21 protein-coding genes are annotated in these 20,289 nt (G+C 42.9%); 18 read left to right on the top strand and 3 right to left on the bottom strand.

Annotated elements, in window-relative coordinates:
• Window positions 1-53: 53 nt before the first annotated feature.
• The 5 genes from AC4EG4_RS07470 (at window position 54) to AC4EG4_RS07450 (ending at window position 4,478) form a co-directional block, all read left to right on the top strand.
• Window positions 54-1,349: a DEAD/DEAH box helicase gene (locus tag AC4EG4_RS07470; RefSeq protein ID WP_490978646.1), complete on the top strand. Its 1,296-nt coding sequence runs from the start codon at window positions 54-56 to the stop codon at window positions 1,347-1,349.
• 12 nt (window positions 1,350-1,361) lie between these two features.
• A complete protein-coding gene (locus AC4EG4_RS07465) occupies window positions 1,362-2,261 on the top strand; it encodes a deoxyribonuclease IV (RefSeq protein WP_490978645.1) in 900 nt (299 codons plus the stop codon).
• 191 nt (window positions 2,262-2,452) lie between these two features.
• Window positions 2,453-3,220, top strand: coding sequence for a metal ABC transporter ATP-binding protein (locus AC4EG4_RS07460; RefSeq protein WP_490978644.1), 768 nt, complete (start codon window positions 2,453-2,455; stop codon window positions 3,218-3,220).
• Window positions 3,217-4,071 (top strand): metal ABC transporter permease, encoded by an 855-nt coding sequence (locus tag AC4EG4_RS07455; RefSeq protein ID WP_490978643.1) that lies wholly within the window; start codon window positions 3,217-3,219, stop codon window positions 4,069-4,071. The genes AC4EG4_RS07460 and AC4EG4_RS07455 overlap by 4 nt, the downstream gene beginning before the upstream one ends.
• Window positions 4,068-4,478: a Fur family transcriptional regulator gene (locus AC4EG4_RS07450; RefSeq protein WP_490978642.1), complete on the top strand. Its 411-nt coding sequence runs from the start codon at window positions 4,068-4,070 to the stop codon at window positions 4,476-4,478. Before AC4EG4_RS07455 ends, AC4EG4_RS07450 begins: the two co-directional genes overlap by 4 nt.
• A 33-nt stretch (window positions 4,479-4,511) precedes the next feature.
• Here AC4EG4_RS07450 and AC4EG4_RS07445 read toward each other — a convergent pair whose 3' ends face one another.
• The 3 genes from AC4EG4_RS07445 to AC4EG4_RS07435 all read right to left on the bottom strand — a co-directional run bounded on the left by AC4EG4_RS07445 (window position 4,512) and on the right by AC4EG4_RS07435 (window position 6,937).
• The gene (locus AC4EG4_RS07445) at window positions 4,512-5,102 is read right to left on the bottom strand and encodes a hypothetical protein (RefSeq protein WP_490978641.1); all 591 of its coding nucleotides are present in this window, start codon (window positions 5,100-5,102) and stop codon (window positions 4,512-4,514) included.
• 13 nt (window positions 5,103-5,115) lie between these two features.
• A complete protein-coding gene (ispG, locus tag AC4EG4_RS07440) occupies window positions 5,116-6,237 on the bottom strand; it encodes a flavodoxin-dependent (E)-4-hydroxy-3-methylbut-2-enyl-diphosphate synthase (protein ID WP_142827814.1) in 1,122 nt (373 codons plus the stop codon).
• Window positions 6,238-6,418: 181 nt separating this feature from the next.
• Window positions 6,419-6,937 (bottom strand): DUF1189 family protein, encoded by a 519-nt coding sequence (locus AC4EG4_RS07435; RefSeq protein ID WP_490978640.1) that lies wholly within the window; start codon window positions 6,935-6,937, stop codon window positions 6,419-6,421.
• 168 nt (window positions 6,938-7,105) lie between these two features.
• On the opposite strand from AC4EG4_RS07435, the gene AC4EG4_RS07430 reads away from it, so the two are divergent.
• The 13 genes from AC4EG4_RS07430 (at window position 7,106) to AC4EG4_RS07370 (ending at window position 20,277) form a co-directional block, all read left to right on the top strand.
• Window positions 7,106-8,737 carry a Na/Pi cotransporter family protein gene (locus AC4EG4_RS07430; RefSeq protein ID WP_490987426.1) on the top strand — a complete coding sequence of 544 codons (1,632 nt, stop codon included), beginning with the start codon at window positions 7,106-7,108 and terminating at the stop codon, window positions 8,735-8,737.
• Between the two features lie 128 nt (window positions 8,738-8,865).
• Window positions 8,866-9,345 (top strand): DUF456 domain-containing protein, encoded by a 480-nt coding sequence (locus AC4EG4_RS07425; protein WP_490978638.1) that lies wholly within the window; start codon window positions 8,866-8,868, stop codon window positions 9,343-9,345.
• Between the two features lie 154 nt (window positions 9,346-9,499).
• A complete protein-coding gene (locus AC4EG4_RS07420; protein ID WP_490978637.1) occupies window positions 9,500-10,108 on the top strand; it encodes a superoxide dismutase in 609 nt (202 codons plus the stop codon).
• A gap of 113 nt (window positions 10,109-10,221) precedes the next feature.
• Window positions 10,222-12,399, top strand: coding sequence for a peptidoglycan D,D-transpeptidase FtsI family protein (locus AC4EG4_RS07415; RefSeq protein ID WP_490987425.1), 2,178 nt, complete (start codon window positions 10,222-10,224; stop codon window positions 12,397-12,399).
• 173 nt (window positions 12,400-12,572) lie between these two features.
• The gene (locus AC4EG4_RS07410; RefSeq protein ID WP_490978635.1) at window positions 12,573-13,541 is read left to right on the top strand and encodes a PstS family phosphate ABC transporter substrate-binding protein; all 969 of its coding nucleotides are present in this window, start codon (window positions 12,573-12,575) and stop codon (window positions 13,539-13,541) included.
• 75 nt (window positions 13,542-13,616) lie between these two features.
• Complete coding sequence (pstC, locus tag AC4EG4_RS07405; RefSeq protein ID WP_490987424.1) at window positions 13,617-14,543, top strand: phosphate ABC transporter permease subunit PstC; 927 nt, start codon at window positions 13,617-13,619, stop codon at window positions 14,541-14,543.
• 1 nt (window position 14,544) lies between these two features.
• Complete coding sequence (gene pstA, locus AC4EG4_RS07400; RefSeq protein WP_490978633.1) at window positions 14,545-15,423, top strand: phosphate ABC transporter permease PstA; 879 nt, start codon at window positions 14,545-14,547, stop codon at window positions 15,421-15,423.
• A gap of 29 nt (window positions 15,424-15,452) precedes the next feature.
• Entirely contained in the window at window positions 15,453-16,265 is an 813-nt protein-coding gene (pstB, locus tag AC4EG4_RS07395) for a phosphate ABC transporter ATP-binding protein PstB (RefSeq protein WP_490978632.1), read from the top strand.
• A gap of 20 nt (window positions 16,266-16,285) precedes the next feature.
• Window positions 16,286-16,945 (top strand): phosphate signaling complex protein PhoU, encoded by a 660-nt coding sequence (gene phoU, locus AC4EG4_RS07390; RefSeq protein WP_490978631.1) that lies wholly within the window; start codon window positions 16,286-16,288, stop codon window positions 16,943-16,945.
• A 215-nt stretch (window positions 16,946-17,160) separates the two neighbouring features.
• Window positions 17,161-17,310: a 50S ribosomal protein L33 gene (gene rpmG / locus AC4EG4_RS07385; RefSeq protein ID WP_006830468.1), complete on the top strand. Its 150-nt coding sequence runs from the start codon at window positions 17,161-17,163 to the stop codon at window positions 17,308-17,310.
• Between the two features lie 64 nt (window positions 17,311-17,374).
• The gene (locus AC4EG4_RS07380; protein ID WP_490987423.1) at window positions 17,375-17,950 is read left to right on the top strand and encodes a 5-formyltetrahydrofolate cyclo-ligase; all 576 of its coding nucleotides are present in this window, start codon (window positions 17,375-17,377) and stop codon (window positions 17,948-17,950) included.
• On the top strand, window positions 17,947-18,144 hold the full coding sequence (locus AC4EG4_RS07375) for a YqgQ family protein (RefSeq protein ID WP_490987422.1): 198 nt from the start codon (window positions 17,947-17,949) through the stop codon (window positions 18,142-18,144). The genes AC4EG4_RS07380 and AC4EG4_RS07375 overlap by 4 nt, the downstream gene beginning before the upstream one ends.
• A gap of 228 nt (window positions 18,145-18,372) precedes the next feature.
• Complete coding sequence (locus AC4EG4_RS07370; RefSeq protein WP_490987421.1) at window positions 18,373-20,277, top strand: LTA synthase family protein; 1,905 nt, start codon at window positions 18,373-18,375, stop codon at window positions 20,275-20,277.
• Window positions 20,278-20,289: the final 12 nt, after the last annotated feature.

Genomic DNA, 20,289 nt, shown 5'->3' with positions numbered 1-20,289 from the left:
AAGGCATTATTTTATGCTATAATGTCTAGAGCGTAAGGAGGGAATTCTATCCCATGACAAAATTCAACGAATATCCATTCAAACCCTTCCTATTGGAAGCGGTAGAAAAACTCGGGTTTACAGAACCGACACCGATCCAAAAGGAAATGATGCCCCATATATTGAAAGGCTCAAGTGCGATTGGCCAATCCCATACAGGGACTGGAAAAACGCATAGTTTCATTATCCCGATCGTAGAACGCATCGACGTCAGTAAACAGGAAGTGCAGGCGGTAATTGCAGCACCAACACGTGAACTAGGAACGCAGATCTTCAATGAGCTGCAGAAACTGGTTGTCGGATCCGGCATTGAAGTGAAATCGTTTATTGGTGGAACAGACAAGCAACGTTCCATCAACAAATTGAAAACACAGCCGCATATTGTAATTGGGACACCTGGTCGCCTGAAAGATTTAGTCAAAGAAAATGCCCTTCTTGTCCACACGGGAAAAATCCTGGTAGTAGACGAGGCAGATCTGGCATTTGACCTTGGCTTTATTGAAGAAATCGATCAGGTAGCCGGCAAAATGCAGGATGACCTGGAGATGTATGTATTTTCAGCAACCATCCCGGAAAAATTAAAACCGTTCTTGAAGAAATACATGGAATCACCGGTCCATGTGAAAATTGGCGATAAACGCCCAACAGCAGACGGCCTCGATTTCTATTTAGTGCCTGTTCGCAGCAAAAAGAAAATGGAACGTCTACAAGACGTTATGAAAGTCATCAATCCGTATTTGGCGATCATTTTCGTCAATACACGCACCAATGCAGATTATGTGGCTGACCAATTGGCAAGAGAAGGCATTCGTGTCGGCCGTGTCCATGGCGATTTAGCACCACGCGAGCGCGTCAAAATGATGCGCCAGATCCGCGACTTGGAATACCAATACATCGTAGCGACAGACCTTGCAGCGCGCGGAATTGATATTCAAGGCGTCAGCCACGTTATTAACTACGAATTGCCGGAAGACCTGGAATTCTTTATTCACCGTGTTGGCCGTACAGCTCGCGCAGGGATGAAAGGCGTCGCCATCACATTGTTCAAACCGGAAGACGATGATGCCATTGTACGGATTGAAAAAATGGGCATTCCTTTCCAGCAAAAAGACGTTGTCAAAGGGGAATTTGTGGATTTGAAAGAACGCCACAGCCGGACAACACGTACAAGAAAAACGAACGAAGCAGATGCGAAAGCAAAAACAATGGTTCACAAGCCAAAAGCTGTAAAACCAATGTACAAGAAGAAGATGAAGTGGAAAATGGATGAAATTAAAAAAATGGAACGACGCAAAAATCGCAAAAAGTAAGGAGATAGTTTCATGCTATTAGGATCTCACGTATCAATGAGCGGCAAAGGAATGCTGCTAGCAGCAAGTGAAGAAGCCGCTTCTTACGGAGCATCGACATTCATGATCTATACCGGTGCCCCTCAAAATACGCGCCGCAAGCCACTTGAAGAGTTGAACATTGACGCAGGGCTTGCCCATATGGCTGCCAATAACTTAACAAATATCGTGGTTCATGCACCCTACATCATCAATTTGGGCAATACTCAAAAACCTGAGACCTTCGCGCATGGCGTTGAATTTCTTCAAAAAGAAATTGAGCGGACAGCAGCGCTTGGAGCAAAACAAATCGTTTTGCACCCGGGTGCTCATGTTGGAGCTGGGGCAGAAGCCGGCATAGCTAAAATCATTGAAGGCTTAAATGAAGTATTGACACAGGATTATCCCGTTAATATTGCACTTGAGACGATGGCTGGCAAAGGGACAGAATGTGGCCGCAGTTTTGAAGAAATCGCTGCGATCATCAATGGCGTTACCCATAACGAGCGCATGTCTGTGTGTTTTGATACATGTCATACACATGACGCAGGCTACAACATCAAAGAAGATTTTAATGGAGTGCTCGAAGAGTTCGATCGCATTGTCGGCATCGATCGCCTTCAAGTGCTGCACATCAATGACAGCAAAAATATTCGCGGAGCGGGCAAAGACCGTCACGAAAACATCGGCTTTGGTGAAATTGGCTTTGAAGCCTTAAACGGCATTGTTCATCACCCTGATTTGCTGCATGTACCGAAAATTCTTGAGACGCCTTATGTCGGTCTGGATGCCAAAAACAAAAAGCCGCCTTACGCATTCGAAATTGAAATGTTCAAAGCGGGCATCTTTTCCCCAGGCGCCATCGAAGAACTAAAATCGCCACTACAGGATTGAGAAGTTAAAGCTGGAGACGCACCCCATTTACGGGACTGTCTTCAGCTTTTTAGTTTTCATTTACGGCAAACTGAAAAAGATTAGTGGAAACGGAAAGGTATTTAAGCCCAATCTATTTACATTACTGGCGAAGTCTACTATACTTCCTTAAGGTAAATCGTAATCATTATTATTAGAAAAGAGGCGGCACAATGGTCGCGCCATTAATTGACATTAAAGACATTAGCTTTGAATATGAACAAACAAAAGCACTCGAGAACATTTCCATGAAAGTGGAAGAAGGGGACTTTTTGGCAGTGCTTGGCCCGAACGGTTCGGGAAAATCCACTTTGCTGAAAATCATGCTGGGACTCATCAAGCCGAGCAAAGGGAAAATCGAACTTTTTGGTGTGGATGCGAAAAATTTCAAAAACCGCGAATGGATCGGCTATGTATCCCAAAAATCCAATTCTTTCAATTCAGGATTTCCTGCAACGGTAGAAGAAGTGGTAGCAGGAGGATTGGCAAAGAAAACAGGTTTGTTCCACCGGTTGCCAAAATCCACTCATCAAGAAGTGGCAGAAGCGCTGAAGGCAGTTGGCATGCAGGACTTTATGGGCCGCAGTGTCAGTGAACTGTCGGGAGGTCAACAGCAGCGGATTTTCATCGCTCGTGCGCTGGTGGCAAAACCGAAAATATTAATACTGGATGAGCCGACTGTAGGAGTCGATCATCAAAATGTCCAAGCATTTTATGACATGCTGGCATCGCTGAATCGCGACAAAAATATCACGCTGGTGCTGGTGACGCATGATGTCGATACCGTGACTGACCGGATTACACACGTTGCCTGTTTGAACCAGACCATTCATTTCCATGGATTTAAAGAGCAGCTTCACACGATGAGCGACGAACAGCGCGAAGCGTGGTACGGCCATTCGGTCCGGAAAATTCACCATATCGGAGGAAGCCATGCATGATTGAAGCTATTTTATCTTATGAATTTCTACAAAACGCCTTTGCGGCTGGATTGATCATTGGGGTCATCGCTCCGCTTCTCGGTGTGTTTATCGTTGTCCGCAGGCTGTCACTGATTGCGGATGCTTTAAGCCATGTGACGCTTGCCGGCATCGCTGGAAGCTTGTATTTGAGCCAAAGCGTTGCATCGTTGGCTTTATTAAATCCATTGTTTCTTGGCATTGCAGCTTCGGTTGCCGGTTCGGTGCTGATTGAACGATTGAGAAGCCTGTACAAACATTACGAAGAATTGGCGATTCCGATTATTTTGTCAGCTGGAATTGGTTTTGGGGCCATTTTTATTTCCTTGGCACAAGGCTTTTCCAATGACTTGTTTGGCTATTTATTCGGCTCGGTGTCAGCAGTCAGCAGGCAAGATTTACTGATTGTGGCAGGAATTGCAGTTGTAGTATTGGCATTTATCTATTTTTTCTTCAAAGAATTATTTGTGTTATCGTTTGATGATGAGTATGCACGGGCTTCTGGCTTGCCTGCAAAGTGGATTCATTTTATGTTTATGATTGTTACGGCATTAGTCATTGCGGGTTCAATGCGCATTGTTGGTATTCTGTTAGTATCCTCGCTGATGACCATTCCAGTTGCAACGGCTATGCGAGTAACGAAAAGCTTTAAGCAAACGATTATTTTATCGATTATTTTCGGTGAAGTTTCTGTCATAACGGGCCTTGTTACCGCATTTTACTTTGATTTAGCACCGGGCGGAACCATTGTGGTTACATCCATTTTGTTATTACTCATAGTCCTGGCCTATAAAAAGATCATGGTTTCACTTAAAAAAGGAGCGATCGCATGAATTTAACCAATGCATGGAACATCCTGAAAGACAATGGTTATAAAGAAACGTCAAAACGCAATCAGATTTTAGAGTTGTTTTCCAACGATGAGCGCTATTTGACTGCAAGAGACTTATTGGATGTGATGCAGAAAGACTATCCAAGCATGAGCTACGACACGGTCTACCGAAACTTGGCAACATTTGTCTCACTGGGCATACTGGAGGAAACTGAACTATCAGGAGAGCGCCATTTCCGGATGCAATGCGAAAGTGATCATCATCACCATCATTTTATTTGTATGGACTGCGGCAAAATAAAAGAAATTCCGGTTTGTCCGATGGATATGTTGGGAGCGGCATTGCCGGCTTATGAAATTGCCAACCACAAGTTTGAAATATACGGGAAATGCCCCGCATGCAAATAAAAGCGAGAGTGGAAAATCCCACTCTCGCTTTTATTATTTGCTGCTCAATGTTTCTTGTGTACGAAACTCTTTTTTGACCCATTCATTTGCTTCCAACCAGTCGTAAACGCGAATAACTTTCGTAGGAATTGGCTGCCGGTTGTAAGGCGTATCGAACAGAATGACGGGTATGTCCAGTTCTTCAGCGATCTCCACAGCGTTGTCATGTTTGTCCTCAAAAAATAAATGGACATTGTGGCGCTTGGCTGTTTCGATTTTTTTGTGTGAACCGATCAATTCAATATGGTCGTAAGCGATGGCATGTTCCGCAAACCAGTCGACGGTGATGTCACGAACATTATCGCCTCTGGCAGAAATATAGTACAACTCGTACTCGTCTTTCCAGTCATTCAAAATCGTCTTGGCATTTTCGGAAACCGGGGAAGAAGCATAAATATGGTGCTCAGCATCCCGGAACCAAGAATAAAATTCGCCTTGTGCCAAATGGGGAAGGGCGGCGGTCAAATCGTATTCTTTAATATCGTCCAATGTCAGTTCACTTTTGAACTTTTCATTTATGTGAGGAATCAGCGATGTTGGAGATGTCACTGTTCCATCAATGTCTATTCCAAAACGGTATCTCACTCAGCTCACAACCTTATGCTTGTTGTTGTTCCAGTTCTTTCTTTTCTGCAGCTTGTTTAGCAAAGTATTCTTCTGCTAATTTATCGATTTCGACTTTTAACTCGTCAACCATTGTCGCTTCAGGAACTTTGCGGACGGTTTTGCCTTTCATAAACAGCAATCCTTCTCCACGGGCACCCGCGATGCCGATATCTGCTTCACGTGCTTCACCAGGTCCGTTTACTGCGCAGCCCAATACGGCCACTTTTAACGGTGCTTTGATGTGGGAAATGTATTCTTCCACTTCGTTGGCGATGGTGATCAAGTCAATTTCGATGCGTCCGCATGTCGGGCATGAAATCAAAGTTGCAGCATTGGAAGAAAGGCCGAAGATTTTCAGCATTTCACGAGCTACTTTCACTTCTTCAACTGGATCAGCACTCAGCGATACACGAAGCGTGTTGCCAATGCCTTTTGCGAATAATGCGCCAAGGCCAGCTGCACTTTTAACGGTACCCGAGAAGAGGGTGCCGGATTCCGTGATGCCGAGGTGCAATGGGTAGTCAAACGCTTTAGAAGCCAGTTCATATGCTTCGACAGCCAGGCTGACGTCTGATGCTTTCAGCGATACAATAATATCGTGGAAATCCAGGTCTTCTAAAATTTTAATGTGATGAAGGGCACTTTCAACCATGCCTTCAGCTGTTGGGTAGCCATATTTCTCGAGGATTTTGCGTTCCAGTGAACCCGCGTTTACACCAATACGGATCGGAATGCCTTTTGCTTTAGCAGCATTTACGACAGCTTCGACTTTTTCACGGCGTCCAATGTTGCCGGGATTGATGCGGATTTTGTCTGCACCTTGTTCAATGGCAATCAACGCCAATTTATAATCAAAGTGAATGTCGACTACCAACGGAATGTTGATGCGCTCTTTGATGGCTCCAATGGCATAAGCAGCGCGTTCGTCAGGGCACGCTACACGAACAATTTGGCAGCCTGCTTCTTCCAGGCGCAAGATTTCTGCAACCGTTGCTTCCACATCGTGGGTTTTGGTTGTTGCCATACTTTGTATAAACAATTCATTACTGCCGCCGATCGTCAAATCTCCGACTTTTACGGGGCGTGTGTTTGAACGGTGTGTCATTTCGCTCATGAAAAATCTCTCCTTTTTAATGATGGCCAATTTTTGCGGCTCATCTGTGTGCAGCTAACAATCGCCGGAAATTCCGAAAATTATTGCCTCTATTCTATTACCTATAGCCATTTTAGCAGTCCAGCGCTCCAAAAGACAAGAAAGACGGCTGATTCCTCGCGTTCTTTACATTAAATTAACTTTACAATTGTTTCTTTTGCATCGGCGGCTTTTTAGGGTAATAGCCGATAGCCAAGTACAAATAAACAATTGTTAACATACTGGTAGCCAATGAAACCCATAAGCCCAAATTAGAAAAGCTCAAAGCAAATGCCAGTAATGTCGGAACGGTTACACTGAGTGCAGTCGTTCTCCATAAATGGCGATATTCCCCCCGACGCTTTCTTGCATTCAAAAGGAGGAGGGCAATCAATGCAAACAAACTGATCTTAATGAAATGATAAAGCGTAGTGGAAACAAAAAGGAATACCAGCGCGAAAGGATACAGCAGCCATTCAATTTCATCCACAAATTCAATAAGACCTTCGATGCTTCCAGTGGCAGTGTCAAAACCAAAAATCCATTCGATAAAAGAAACAAGGGTCAAGAGTGCGATAAAGAGGAAGATATACTGCATGATTTTGCCGATCTGCATAATACGGACGGCAGCTTGTTTTTTAGGTTCCATTAAACTCGCTTTGAATAATTGAAAAATATTCACGATTCTCTTCCTTTCTTCTATACAATAATCGTACCACGCGAAGAGGCAAAAAAAATGGCGCTTTGTTACGGGAATGTAAATTTTAAATAAAGGTGTTTACAAATTCTTAGTAAACTCTTCATAATAGGTTAGGTGTGAATAAGAAAATTTAGGAGTTGAATATGTATCGTGGAAATGAACTGGCAAGAAATCCTCTTTTCCTTTTTCGGTGGATTAGGGATTTTCCTATTCTCTATTAAGTTTATGGGTGACGCTTTGCAGAAGGCTGCGGGCGATAAACTTCGCGACATCTTGGATCGTTTTACAACCAATCCGTTTATGGGTGTATTGGTCGGGATTATTGTAACCATCTTGATTCAATCAAGTTCAGGAACTACCGTAATCGTCGTTGGGTTGGTAAGTGCTGGATTTATGACATTGAGACAGGCGATTGGTGTCATTATGGGTGCTAACATCGGTACTACAGTAACTGCCTTTATCATCGGGCTAGATGTAGGAGCTTACGCTTTGCCGATCATGGCTGTCGGTGCCGGAATGATTTTCTTCATTAAGAAAAATCAAATCCAAAACATCGGCCAAGTCATTTTTGGTTTTGGCGGACTTTTCTACGGAATGGAATTAATGAGCGGAGGCATGAAGCCGCTGCGTGAATTGCCGGCGTTTATCGATTTGACAATCAGCTTGAGTGAATTTCCGATTCTCGGAGTTGTTGTCGGTACAGTCTTTACATTAATAGTTCAAAGTTCCAGTGGGACGATAGCGATCTTGCAGGGGCTATACGACGAAGAAATCTTGACGCTCGCAGCGTCACTTCCGATACTGTTTGGTGATAATATCGGAACGACCATCACTGCAGTGCTTGCAGCATTGGGAACTTCCATTGCGGCTCGCCGGGCTGCGGCAGTGCACGTGCTATTCAATATTGTAGGGTCAGTCATTTTCTTGATTTTACTGGTTCCGTTTACTGCTTATGTAGAATGGATCGCAAGGGTGTTATCGTTAGAACCGATGATGCAGATTGCCTTTGCACACGGATCCTTTAATGTAGCGAATACACTTATTCAATTCCCATTGATTGGTGCTTGGGCTTACTTGGTTACGAAAGCCATTCCTGGTGAGGAAGTACTGGTTGAATTTAAACCGAAGCATTTGGATATCCACTTTATTGAACAATCTCCTTCAATTGCGCTTGGCCAGGCTAAAGAAGAAATTTTGCGCATGGGTGCTTATTCTGTCCAAGGTTTGCAAGAAACGTATTCGTATTTAATGACGAAGAGCAAAAAACATGCGGAAATGGGTTACCAGTTGGAAGACGCCATCAATAATCTGGACAGCAAGATCACAGATTATCTGGTGTTGATTTCAGCTGAATCCATTTCAGCAGCAGATTCTACGCGCCACACAATGTTGATGGAAACCGTTCGTGATATTGAACGGATCGGCGACCATTTTGAAAATATCATTGAATTGGTTGATTACCAAGAAAACAACAAAGTGAAAATCACAGCAGAAGCAATGGAAGACTTAACCGAAATGTTTACATTGACAATTGCTACGGTTGAAAAAGCACTAAGTGCATTGAATACGACCAGCCACGAGCTAGCTCGTGAAGTAGCTGAACAGGAAGACCTGATCGACAAAATGGAACGCAAATTCCGCAAAAAGCATATTTTGCGCCTAAATGAAGGGGCATGTACAGCACAAGCAGGAATTGTGTTCGTTGATATCGTCAGCAACTTAGAACGAGTTGGAGATCACTCAGTAAATATTGCTGAAGCCATCTTAGGTAACCGTGCATAACTGCACCGTTTAACTAAAGGGATCGAAAGGCTGAACGAAACCCAAAAGACTCTCGTCTATCTAGCTTTACATTTTAAAAAATGTAAGGCACGATAGAAGAGAGCTTTTTTTTATTAGGGGGGATACAAATGGAAGTGATCGGTTGGATTGTTATCCTGCTTTTTTTCGTAATCGGTTTTGTCGGCTTGGTTTACCCCATTATTCCTGCGGTTTTATTTGTCTTTGGCGGTTTTATCATGTACGGCTTGTTTTTTAGCTTTAGTGATTTGCCTTGGTGGTTCTGGGCTATTCAAAGCCTATTCGTCATTTTGCTGTTTGGCGCGGATGCCGTTGCCAATGCATTCGGTGTGAAAAAATTTGGTGGTTCGAGAGCGGGTTTGTGGGGCAGTACAATTGGGTTGATCATTGGCCCCTTTGTAATTCCGATTATCGGTATTTTAATTGGGCCTTTTCTTGGCGCGATCATTGCAGAGATTTTAGTGAATAAATCGTCTTTGAAAAAGTCGTTTATGTCCGGGATCGGTTCGGTGGTCGGGTTTATCACTTCTGTCTTCACGAAAGGCATTATTCAAACAGTCATGGTTGCCATATTCTTCTTCACGATTTAGACCTCCTCAATTGCAGAGTTCCACGTGCTGTTAAATCAGGATAAATCAGTCAAAGGTCTGAATAACTGGAATTACCGTGCATTATGTTTGTGTAGGTCTGAAAATTTTGATAGGCTATGAAGGTAGACCAATAGACTCAAGGAGGAATTTAATCATGGCATATGAATTACCAGAATTACCTTACGCGTATGACGCACTTGAACCACACATCGACAAAGAAACGATGAACATTCACCACACTAAACACCACAATACGTATATCACAAACGTAAACGCGGCATTAGAAGGCCACGATGATTTGTCTTCAAAATCAATCGAAGAATTGATTTCTAATTTGGACGCAGTTCCTGAAGCTGCCCGCACTGCAGTACGCAACAACGGCGGCGGACATGCTAACCACTCATTATTCTGGAAGCTTTTATCTCCAAGCGGCGGCGGAAACCCGACAGGCGCTTTAGGTGAAGCAATCAACAGCAAGTTTGGAAGCTATGACGAATTTAAAGAAAAATTCGCGGCTGCCGGCAAAACTCGTTTTGGTTCAGGCTGGGCTTGGCTAGTTCTTTCAAACGGAGAACTGGAAATCACATCAACTCCTAACCAAGACTCTCCATTAATGGAAGGCAAAACACCATTACTTGGACTTGATGTATGGGAGCATGCATACTACTTGAAATACCAAAACAAACGTCCAGATTACATCAATGCTTTCTGGAACGTTGTAAACTGGGAAGAAGTTTCAAGCCGCTACGAAAACGCAAAATAATTGTCAATAATTGAAACTTTACACACACTTTTTCGTCTGAAAAAGTGTGTGTTTTTTATATGTGATGATATACTGATAAGTGGATATTTTTTTGCGAAAGGAGCAAATCCCCCATGAAACCACCTCAAAAAAGACGTGTTTCGCTTGCGCGAGTGAAACTGCAGTCTAACACTGTCTTTCGGATGAATATCCTCTTTTTCACGATTTTCCTCTTATTCTCTGTTCTGATTTTGCGTTTAGGTTTTCTCCAAATTGTTAAAGGTGAAGACTATGCGCGTGCGATAGCGAGAACAGAAGAAGTTCCTGTCAACACTAGCGTGCCCAGAGGGCGCATTTTTGACAGTGAAGGACGGATTCAGGTCGACAACACGCCGGTAAATGCCATTACGTATACCGCAATGCAAACGACCAAAAGAGAAGAAATGTTGAAAGTGGCTACAGAATTGGCCAGTTTGATCGAAAAAGACACTGACAAAGTGACGCTTAGGGACAAACAGGATTTTTATATACAATTAAATGGTGAAAGTGCCAGCGAAAAAGTGACAGATGAAGAAAAAGCTGCAATCGCTGCAGAAGATACAACTGAGACGGAAAAGCAGCGAAAGCTGGATGCATTGGTTCGAGACAAGATTACCGATGAAGAATTGGCCAGTTTAAGTGCGGAAGATCTGGAAATTTTAGCGATCTACCGTGAAATGACATCCGGTTATGCCTTAGCCCCTCAGATGATTAAGAATGATGGCGTGACAGATGAAGAGTTTGCACGTGTTTCAGAGCGGTTAACGGATCCCAATCTGAAAGGCGTTAATACGGTAACCGATTGGAAACGGGTCAAATCGAGCGATTTGACGATACTGGGAAGCACCACAACCCCGGAAACGGGAATCCCGGCGAACAGGCTTGATTACTATTTAGCACGGGATTATTCACGCAATGATCGTGTTGGCACGAGTTTCTTGGAACAGCAATATGAAGAAGTGCTGCAAGGCCAAAAATCAGTCGTCAAAAATATTACAGACGGCAGAGGAAGTGTTATTGAAACGCTTCCTGTAGACGAAGGAGAAGCTGGAAAAGATCTGGTTCTTTCTATTGACAGCGAATTGCAGAGCGAGCTGGAAAAAATTGTTGAAAATAAGTTGCTGGAGTTAAAAGCTGGCCCAAGTTCGAGATTAGTAAAAGATGCTTACCTAGTCATGATGGATCCGCAAACTGGAGAAGTTCTTTCTATGGTAGGAAAACGGCTTGGTGAAGATGAAGACGGCAAGAGAGTGATCAACGATTATGCATTCGGCACATTTACAGCGTCTCACGAAATGGGCTCTACTGTTAAAGGTGCAACCTTGTTGACTGGCTACGCTGAGGATGCCGTCGAGTTGAATGAAGTTCAAATAGACGAGCCCTTAAAATTTGCCGGTACTGCGCAAAAAAATTCAATTTTCAATACGCAATTATTCAACCGAATTCCAATGTCCGATACGATGGCAATTGAGCGATCTTCCAACGTTTATATGTTTAAAATTGCGATGAAAATTGCAGGTGCAGAATATCAGTACAATCGGGGCTTGTATGTAGCGCCAGAAAGCTTTGATGTGATGCGGAATTCATTTGCGCAATTTGGCCTTGGCGTTCAAACGGGCATCGATTTGCCCAATGAGGCGACAGGCTATCTGGGCGGCACCGTTCCGGGTTCCATGCTGCTCGATTTGGCTATCGGCCAGTTTGACACGTATACACCGCTTCAACTAGCGCAGTATATTTCTACGATTGCCAACGATGGATACCGCATGGAGCCGCATGTAGTCAAGGAAATTCGTGCTGCTTCCAGAGACGGAGAATCGCTTGGACCGATTGAAACGATTGTAGAGCCGAAGATTCTGAATCGCATTAACAATACACAAGAAGAAATTGATCAAGTTCAGACTGGGATGCGCAATGTGTATATCGGAAGTTCTGGATCCGCACGTGCGCAATTCAGCGATGCCCCATACACAGCTGCCGGGAAGACCGGTACTGCCGAAGTGTATTTCTTTGAAAAAGACCATGAAATGAATGGCCAATACGCCATTAACATCGCACATGTTGGCTACGCCCCTTATGACAATCCGGAAATCGCATATGCTGTGGTGATTCCGTATGTCACAACGGATCCAGAGAATGTTCCACGAGCCAATAACGAGATTGCCCGTGCAGCAGCTGATAAATACTTTGAATTGAAAAATAAAGAAGCAGACTCAGCTTCCAACTTAATAAAAGAGCCATATAGCGACTCTGTTGTAGTCGAAGGCGAGTAAACCCTGGCCCCAAAACAAAGTTCTCAGCATGAGAACCTTGTTCTGGGGCTTTTTGTATGCAAGAAAAATCCGTTTACAATTTCTTAACATTGCCTTTATATGTCCTCAACAAATACCGTTTATAGTAGGGAATGTAAACAAAACAAACATAAATTCTAGGGGGAAATAACGTAATGAGAAATTGGAAATTTGCAATGGCGTCTACAATTCTTGGTTCGGCTTTAATTCTTGGTGCATGTGGCGGCACAGATGACACCGGTACTGAATCAGAAGAAACAGGTTCAGGCACTGCTGGAGATGAAGCAGCAGCAGTTGAAGGTTCTGTAATTGGTGATGGATCTTCTACCGTAGCACCAATTCTTGAAGGAATCGTTGAAGAATATGCTGGAGCTCAGCCAGATGTTCAAGTTACAGTAGGTGTTTCCGGTACAGGCGGAGGCTTCGAAAAATTTGTAGCTGGTGAAACTGATTTCTCAAATGCTTCTCGTCCTATAGAGGAAGAAGAAATTGCAGCACTTGAAGAAGCAGGAATCGAATATACAGAATTCCTTTTGGCTTATGACGGTTTGTCAGTTGTCGTCAATCAGGAAAATGACTTTGTTGACAACCTGACAGTTGATCAATTGAAGCAGCTTTGGGTAGAAGATGGCACGACGAAAATGTGGTCTGACATCGATCCAGAATGGCCGGAAGAAGAAATTGTCTTCTACGCACCAGGAACAGCTTCAGGTACTTATGATTACTTTAACGAAGTCATTCTAGAAGATGAAGACATTGTCAGCTCAGCTACACTTTCAGAAGATGACAACACGTTAGTTCAAGGACTTCAGGGAGATGCTAACGCAATCGGATTCTTCGGTTATGCTTACTATATTGCTAACCAGGATACGTTGAAATTGGTATCAATCGATGGAATTGAGCCAAATGATGAAACAATCGAGTCTGGCGAGTATGCACCATTATCACGTCCACTGTTCGTTTATGGCAAAAACTCATCAATTGCTGAAAATGAAGCAGTATATGATTTCATGCAATACACAATTGAAAATTCAGGTGAAATGGCAGAAGCAGTGGGCTATGTAGCTTTGAATGAAGAAGATTATGATGCTGGTTTAGCAGATCTTGAAGCGTTAAAAGAATAAAAATAACGAACAGTTTAGTCCAGTCTAAGGGTGAGCAGCCACTGCTCACCTTTTGCGGTTGAAAGGGGATTCTATATGCGGCAATCTGTGCAGGAAATGATCGCGCAGTCGAAGGGCAGGAAGAACAAAAAAATAATCGAAAAAATTATTCCAATTATTTTATTTTTGATTGCTTCTGTTTCGGTTTTGACATCTATCGGGATTGTTTTAACATTAATATTTGAAACTATCACATTCTTTACACGTGTACCGTTCTTTGACTTTATTACAGGAACCACTTGGTTGCCATTCTCTACTAATGAAGCTCAGTTTGGTATTTGGCCATTAATCATTGGTACGCTGAAAATAACGGCAATTGCAGTCGTCGTAGCTGTTCCAATCGGTATTTCAGCTGCAATTTACTTGAGTGAATATGCAAGCGAGAATGTTCGGCGTGTTATAAAGCCAATTCTTGAAATATTGGCAGGTGTACCAACAATTGTTTATGGGTTCTTTGCTTTAACGTTTGTTACGCCGGTTCTTCAAGCAATTTATCCGGATATTAAAATTTTCAATGCAATTTCTCCTGGTATTGTTGTTGGTATCATGATCATTCCGATGATTGCTTCGTTATCTGAAGACGCCATGTCTTCTGTGCCAAAAAGCATTCGTGAAGGTGCTTTGGCAATGGGGTCGACTAAGTTTGAAGTGGCTTGGAAAATTACGATACCTGCTGCACTTTCAGGAATTGTAGCATCAGTCGTTTTGGCGGTATCAAGAGCAATTGGTGAAACTATGATCGTATCACTTGCTGCAGGATCAACGCCAAGGTTCGACGGAGATTTTACCGGTTCAATTCAGACAATGACAGCTTATATTGTTCAGGTATCAAAAGGGGATGCTGGATATGGCACAACAATTTACTACTCCATATACGCGGTAGGATTTACGCTTTTCCTCTTTACCATGGCTATGAACATCCTTGCCGGCTACGTATCCAAACGTTTCAGGGAGGAATACTAATATGAGATATATTGAACAACAAACAGTGGTTAAACGGATGAATGGCAGGTTGATTGCCAACGCCATTTTCAAATACATCTTTCTTGCTGCTACTTTACTGGCTCTATTGGCATTGGTCGTTTTACTTTTCCGGATTGTATCGCAAGGAGCAGGAAATTTATCTTTTGAATTCCTAAATAGCTTTGCTTCACGTTTCCCGGACCAGGCAGGCATTAAAGCGGCCCTAGTTGGTTCGCTTTGGCTGATGATGGTCGTCGCGCCAACATCGATCATCCTGGGTGTCGGATCAGCAATTTATTTGGAAGAATACGCAAAACAAAATCGCATCACTAACTTTATTCGCATGAACATCTCGAACTTAGCGGGCGTTCCATCTGTTGTATTCGGATTGCTTGGATTAACCATTTTCGTTCGTGCGATGGCATTAGGCAACAGTATTTTAGCAGCAGGATTTACAATGAGCTTGTTGATCTTGCCAGTTATTATCGTTGCCGCACAGGAAGCGATTCGTGCAGTTCCAGGTGAACTTCGCGATGCTTCTTACGGGATGGGTGCCACTAAATGGCAAACCATTGTCAACATCATATTGCCGGCAGCGATTCCAGGAATCTTGACGGGAAGCATTTTGGCTCTGTCACGTGCTATCGGGGAAACAGCACCATTGATCGTTATTGGTGTACCCGTCATCATTCAGTTTTTGCCAGCAGGCGTTATGGATACATTCACTGCTTTGCCAATGCAAATCTACGATTGGTCAAGCCGTCCACAGCAAGAGTTCCAAGCTGTGGCCGCAGCCGGAATTATCGTTTTGATGGCAGTTTTGCTGTTCATGAATTCGATTGCCGTTATCATCCGCAACAAGTTCGATAAACGCTACTAAACGCAAATTATGTGGAAGGGGTTCTACAAATGACAACTATTATTACAAATAAATCCGAGTCTGGCACAACGCCAGACCAAACAGCAAAAAAGGCAGTTTATGAGACCAAGCAGCTTAACCTCTGGTATGGCAGCAACCATGCCTTGAAAAATATTGATCTGGAAATTATGGAAAACGAAGTTACGGCAATTATCGGACCTTCAGGATGTGGTAAATCAACGTACATCAAAACATTGAACCGTATGGTTGAGTTGGTAACTTCCGTTAAGACGTCCGGAGAAATCCTTTATCGTGGACGCAATATCTTCGATCAGGATTACGGAGTAGAAGAACTTCGTACGCGTGTCGGCATGGTTTTTCAAAAGCCAAATCCGTTCCCGAAATCCATTTATGACAACGTAGCATATGGCCCGCGTATTCACGGCATCAAAAACAAGAAAATTCTTGATGAAATTGTAGAGAAAAGTTTGCGTGGAGCAGCTATTTGGGATGAAGTAAAAGATCGACTTAACGAAAATGCCTACAGCATTTCCGGCGGACAGCAGCAGCGTATTTGTATCGCGCGCGCACTGGCGATTGAGCCGGACGTCATCTTAATGGATGAACCGACATCGGCATTGGATCCTATTTCAACATTAAAAGTGGAAGAATTGGTCCAGGAACTGAAAAAAGATTACAGCATTATCATCGTTACGCACAACATGCAACAAGCAGCACGGATTTCAGATAAAACCGCGTTCTTCTTGAATGGAGAAGTGGTGGAGTTTGACCATACCGATACCATTTTTTCAAACCCTTCCGACAAACGGACGGAAGATTACATTTCTGGCCGATTCGGTTAAGGGAAAAGGAGGCGGAATTTTTGTCTGTACGCGAGAAATTTGAAATCGAACTAAATTCTGTGCAAGAACAATTAATTGAATTAAGCACAATGGCAGTCACTGCCTTGAATAAATCAATGGAAGCTCTAGTGAATCAGGATGTGGATGAAGCGCTTGAAGTCATTGAAGACGATAAAGACATCAATCAGCTGGAAGAATTCCTTAACGACCGAGTGATTTTATTGATCGCTAAGCAGTCTCCGGTTGCCACGGATTTACGGCGCCTGATTGTCACCATTAAAGTGGCATCGGATATGGAACGTGTAGGCGACTATGCGGTTAATATCGCTAAGGAAACTATCCGCATCGGCAACCAGGAGTTGTTGCCGCAGATCATGCAAATTCAACAGATGCAAAAGCTGGCGGTTGCCATGCTTAGTCAAGTTATTGATGCATTTGTTGAAGAAGATGTAGTTAAAGCCAAAGAAATTGCCGAGCTGGATGACCAAGTGGACGAATTGTATGGCGATGTAATCCGCAAGCTGATGTTTGCAGGCGGAGAAAATCCAGACCGTCTCAGCCAGATTACGCAATTGGCGTTTATTAGCCGCTATATGGAGCGTTCTGCAGATCATGCGACCAATATCGCGGAACAATTGTTTTACTTGGTGCGCGGCCAGCATTACGACTTAAATAAGTAAGCAAGAATCTCTATTTGCAGGATTTGCATTTCTCCCGCTTTTAGAGTGAATGAGAAATGCCGGGAGTGAAAACTCTTGGCATTTTTTTAAATTAAGAAAGGTTCAATTAATTGGATTTTTACAGTAGACTTTATGACAGAATATGCTATAATAATTAAGTCGTATAGATCACGCTTATTTACAAACGATCTTTGAAAGAATTAGGAGGGATACCGATGCGTGTTAACATCACTTTAGCTTGTACAGAATGTAGCGAACGTAACTACAGCACTGTTAAAAATAAGCGCAACAACCCTGAGCGTCTTGAAATGAAAAAATATTGCTCACGTGAAAAGAAAATGACAGTACACCGTGAAACGAAGTAATTCCTTGATTGCCAAAACCTCCTGAGGTTTTGGCTTTTTTCTTTGCAAAGGAGCAGGTGCTAATATGGATAAAATAATGCAGCGTAAGCGAATACTCAGTTTGCTCAACAAGATGACTTTAGAAGAATACAGAACCAAGTCCGACAGAATCGTTGAGTTGCTAATGGAAGATCCAGTTTTTTTGAAAGCGGATACTATTGGGATCACCCTGTCTGCGTTCCCGGAAGTAGATACGTTTGGATTGCTTGAGGCGTGTTGGGCAGCAGGAAAGAAAGTCGCTGTTCCAAAATGTGATCCTTCAACTCGGGGCATGGATTTTCGGTTGATCGACAGCGTGGACCAGTTGGAAGTCGTATATATGAAACTGCAAGAACCGATTGTTTCCGAAACGCTATACATACAACCAAGCGCCATCGATTTATTGATTGTGCCGGGTGTGGTATTTTCTAAGCAAGGCTATCGAATTGGCTTTGGTGGAGGCTATTACGATCGCTTTTTGGCGAACTACAAAGGCATTACAAGATCCTTGGCTTTTGAATGCCAAATTGTAAAAGAAGTTCCAGTAGAAGCACATGACTTGCCTGTCCAAGGCATTTATACAGAATCCGGTTTTATCAAAACAGGGGTGGTGGGCAAATGAAAACATTATACGATGTCATGCAATTGCTGAAGCGCTATGGCACAATTATTTACACGGCAGACTTTAATGCAGACTTGGATTTGATGGAAGACGAAGTAAAAGAACTGTATCGGCTGCAATTTATTTCTCCCAAAGAATACGCAACAGCACTGCTTATTCTCCGCCAAAAAAAATCAGAATATCATAAAAAATAAATTAGGTTAGCGAAACTTATTTTGTTTTTGTTCGTCAAAAATGAGGGTAAACACTTTGTATACGAATAAAATACTTTTATACTAGGTTGTTCTGGCGTGCCTCGGTACAAAAGAATAATAGCACAGGCTTTTTCTTTTAAAACAGGGAAGTAGTGCTTGTAACGAACTTGCTGTTAACATAAAATATTATAGAATAAATTAGATTAGTGAATAAGGAGGGGGCCGGATATGCTGAAAAAAGAATGGCCAACATACACAATCTTAGCAATTGCTATCATCGCCACATGGCTGAAAACATACATTGTTTACAAAACCAGTTTTTCAATCACAATCGACAACTTACTGCAGGAATTTATTTTGTTCATCAACCCGCTGAGCATGTTGTTATTTATCTATGGGATTTCGCTGTTTCTTAAGAGCGAGAAAGCAAAGAATCGCTATTTAATTGGAGTAGCAGTTGTCACATCAATTGTGCTATATGGAAATGTAGCATTTTATCGCTTTTTCAGTGATTTTATTACATTGCCGGTCCTTTTCCAAACCGAAAATTTCGGTGATTTGGGTTCAAGTGCAGCAGCCAGTATTTTCTGGACAGATTTGCTGTATTTTTCAGACGTAGTGATTATTTTAGTGGCGATCAAATTTATCAAGGTAAAATCGGTCGCCGCTGTTTCTTCCTCGGTACAACGCAAGGCTTACTATATTCTGGCACTCGCCGTCTTGTTCTTTAACTTGGGGCTGGCAGAAGCAGAACGGCCGCAGCTTTTGACGCGAAGCTTTGACCGTGAAATGCTGGTGAAAAACTTGGGGATGTACAATTATCATCTTTACGATGTTTATATTCAATCTAAATCACAAGCACAGCGTGCATTGGCTGATGGTTCGGAATTGGTTGAAGCCAATAACTACGTTCGTGCCAATCAGATTGAACCTTCAGAAGATATGAAGGGAATCGCAGAAGGCCGCAACTTGATTGTCGTCACGTTGGAATCGCTGCAAAGTTTTACAATCAATGGCGAAATGAATGGGCAAACGATTACGCCATTCCTGAACTCCTTGACTGAAGACGAAGACACCATCTATTTTGAAAATTTCTATCACCAAACCGGATTAGGCAAAACATCGGATTCAGAGTTCCTCCTTGAAAATTCTCTTTATCCTTTGAGCGGTGGAGCGGTATTCTTTACGCATAGCGGGAATACTTATAATTCGATGGCAGAAAGCCTTGGCAACAGTGGCTACACGACAAACGTTCAGCATGCCAATACAAAGAGCTTCTGGAATCGTGACATCATGTACGAGTCAATGAATATTGACGAATTTTATGATATCGAAAGTTTTGAAATCGGTGAAGGCGAAACAGTCAACTGGGGGATGAAGGATATTCCGTTTCTGGAGCAATCTGTGGACCATATGACGGAAATGGAGCAGCCTTTTTACAGCCGTTTGCTGACGCTGACCAATCATCATCCATTCACACTGGATGAAGAAGACAAATCGATTCCTGAATTCGATTCAACTTCAGGAACCTTGAACCGGTATTTCCAAACATCGCGCTATTTGGATGAATCACTTGAAGTCTTTTTTGACGAGTTAAAAGCAAAAGGACTGTATGAAAATTCAATTATCGTCATGTACGGTGACCATTACGGAATTTCAGAAAACCATAACGAAGCCATGTCACAGTATTTGGGTGAAGAAGTAACTGACTTTACCTCTGCTGAACTGCAGAAAGTTCCGTTCTTTGTCCACATTCCTGGCTATGGCGAAGGGCACGTCAACGATGAAGTCGGTGGACAAATTGATATGCGTCCGACCATTATGAACTTGATGGGCATCGATACGTCAAAAGACATTGGCTTTGGCGGCGATTTATTCTCAGAGGAACATGAGGAATTTGTGGCTTTTCGCGATGGGCGTTTTGTAACTGATGAAGTGGTTTACGCAGGAAATGTTTGCTATGATAAGGAAACCGGCGAACCGACTGAGGAAGAGTTGTGTGTGCCTTATATCGAACAGGCATTTACCGAACTAGAATACTCCGAGTCGATCATCAACGGCGACTTGCTGCGCTTTTACAATGAAGAAGATGGCCAATTGACGACGATTCCTGAAGCCGAATTAGAACAATGAGGAGAGCGCGCA

The sequence above is a fragment of the Planococcus sp. TJ-201 genome (assembly GCF_058268495.1).
This window is presented reverse-complemented; position numbering and strand designations above follow the sequence as displayed.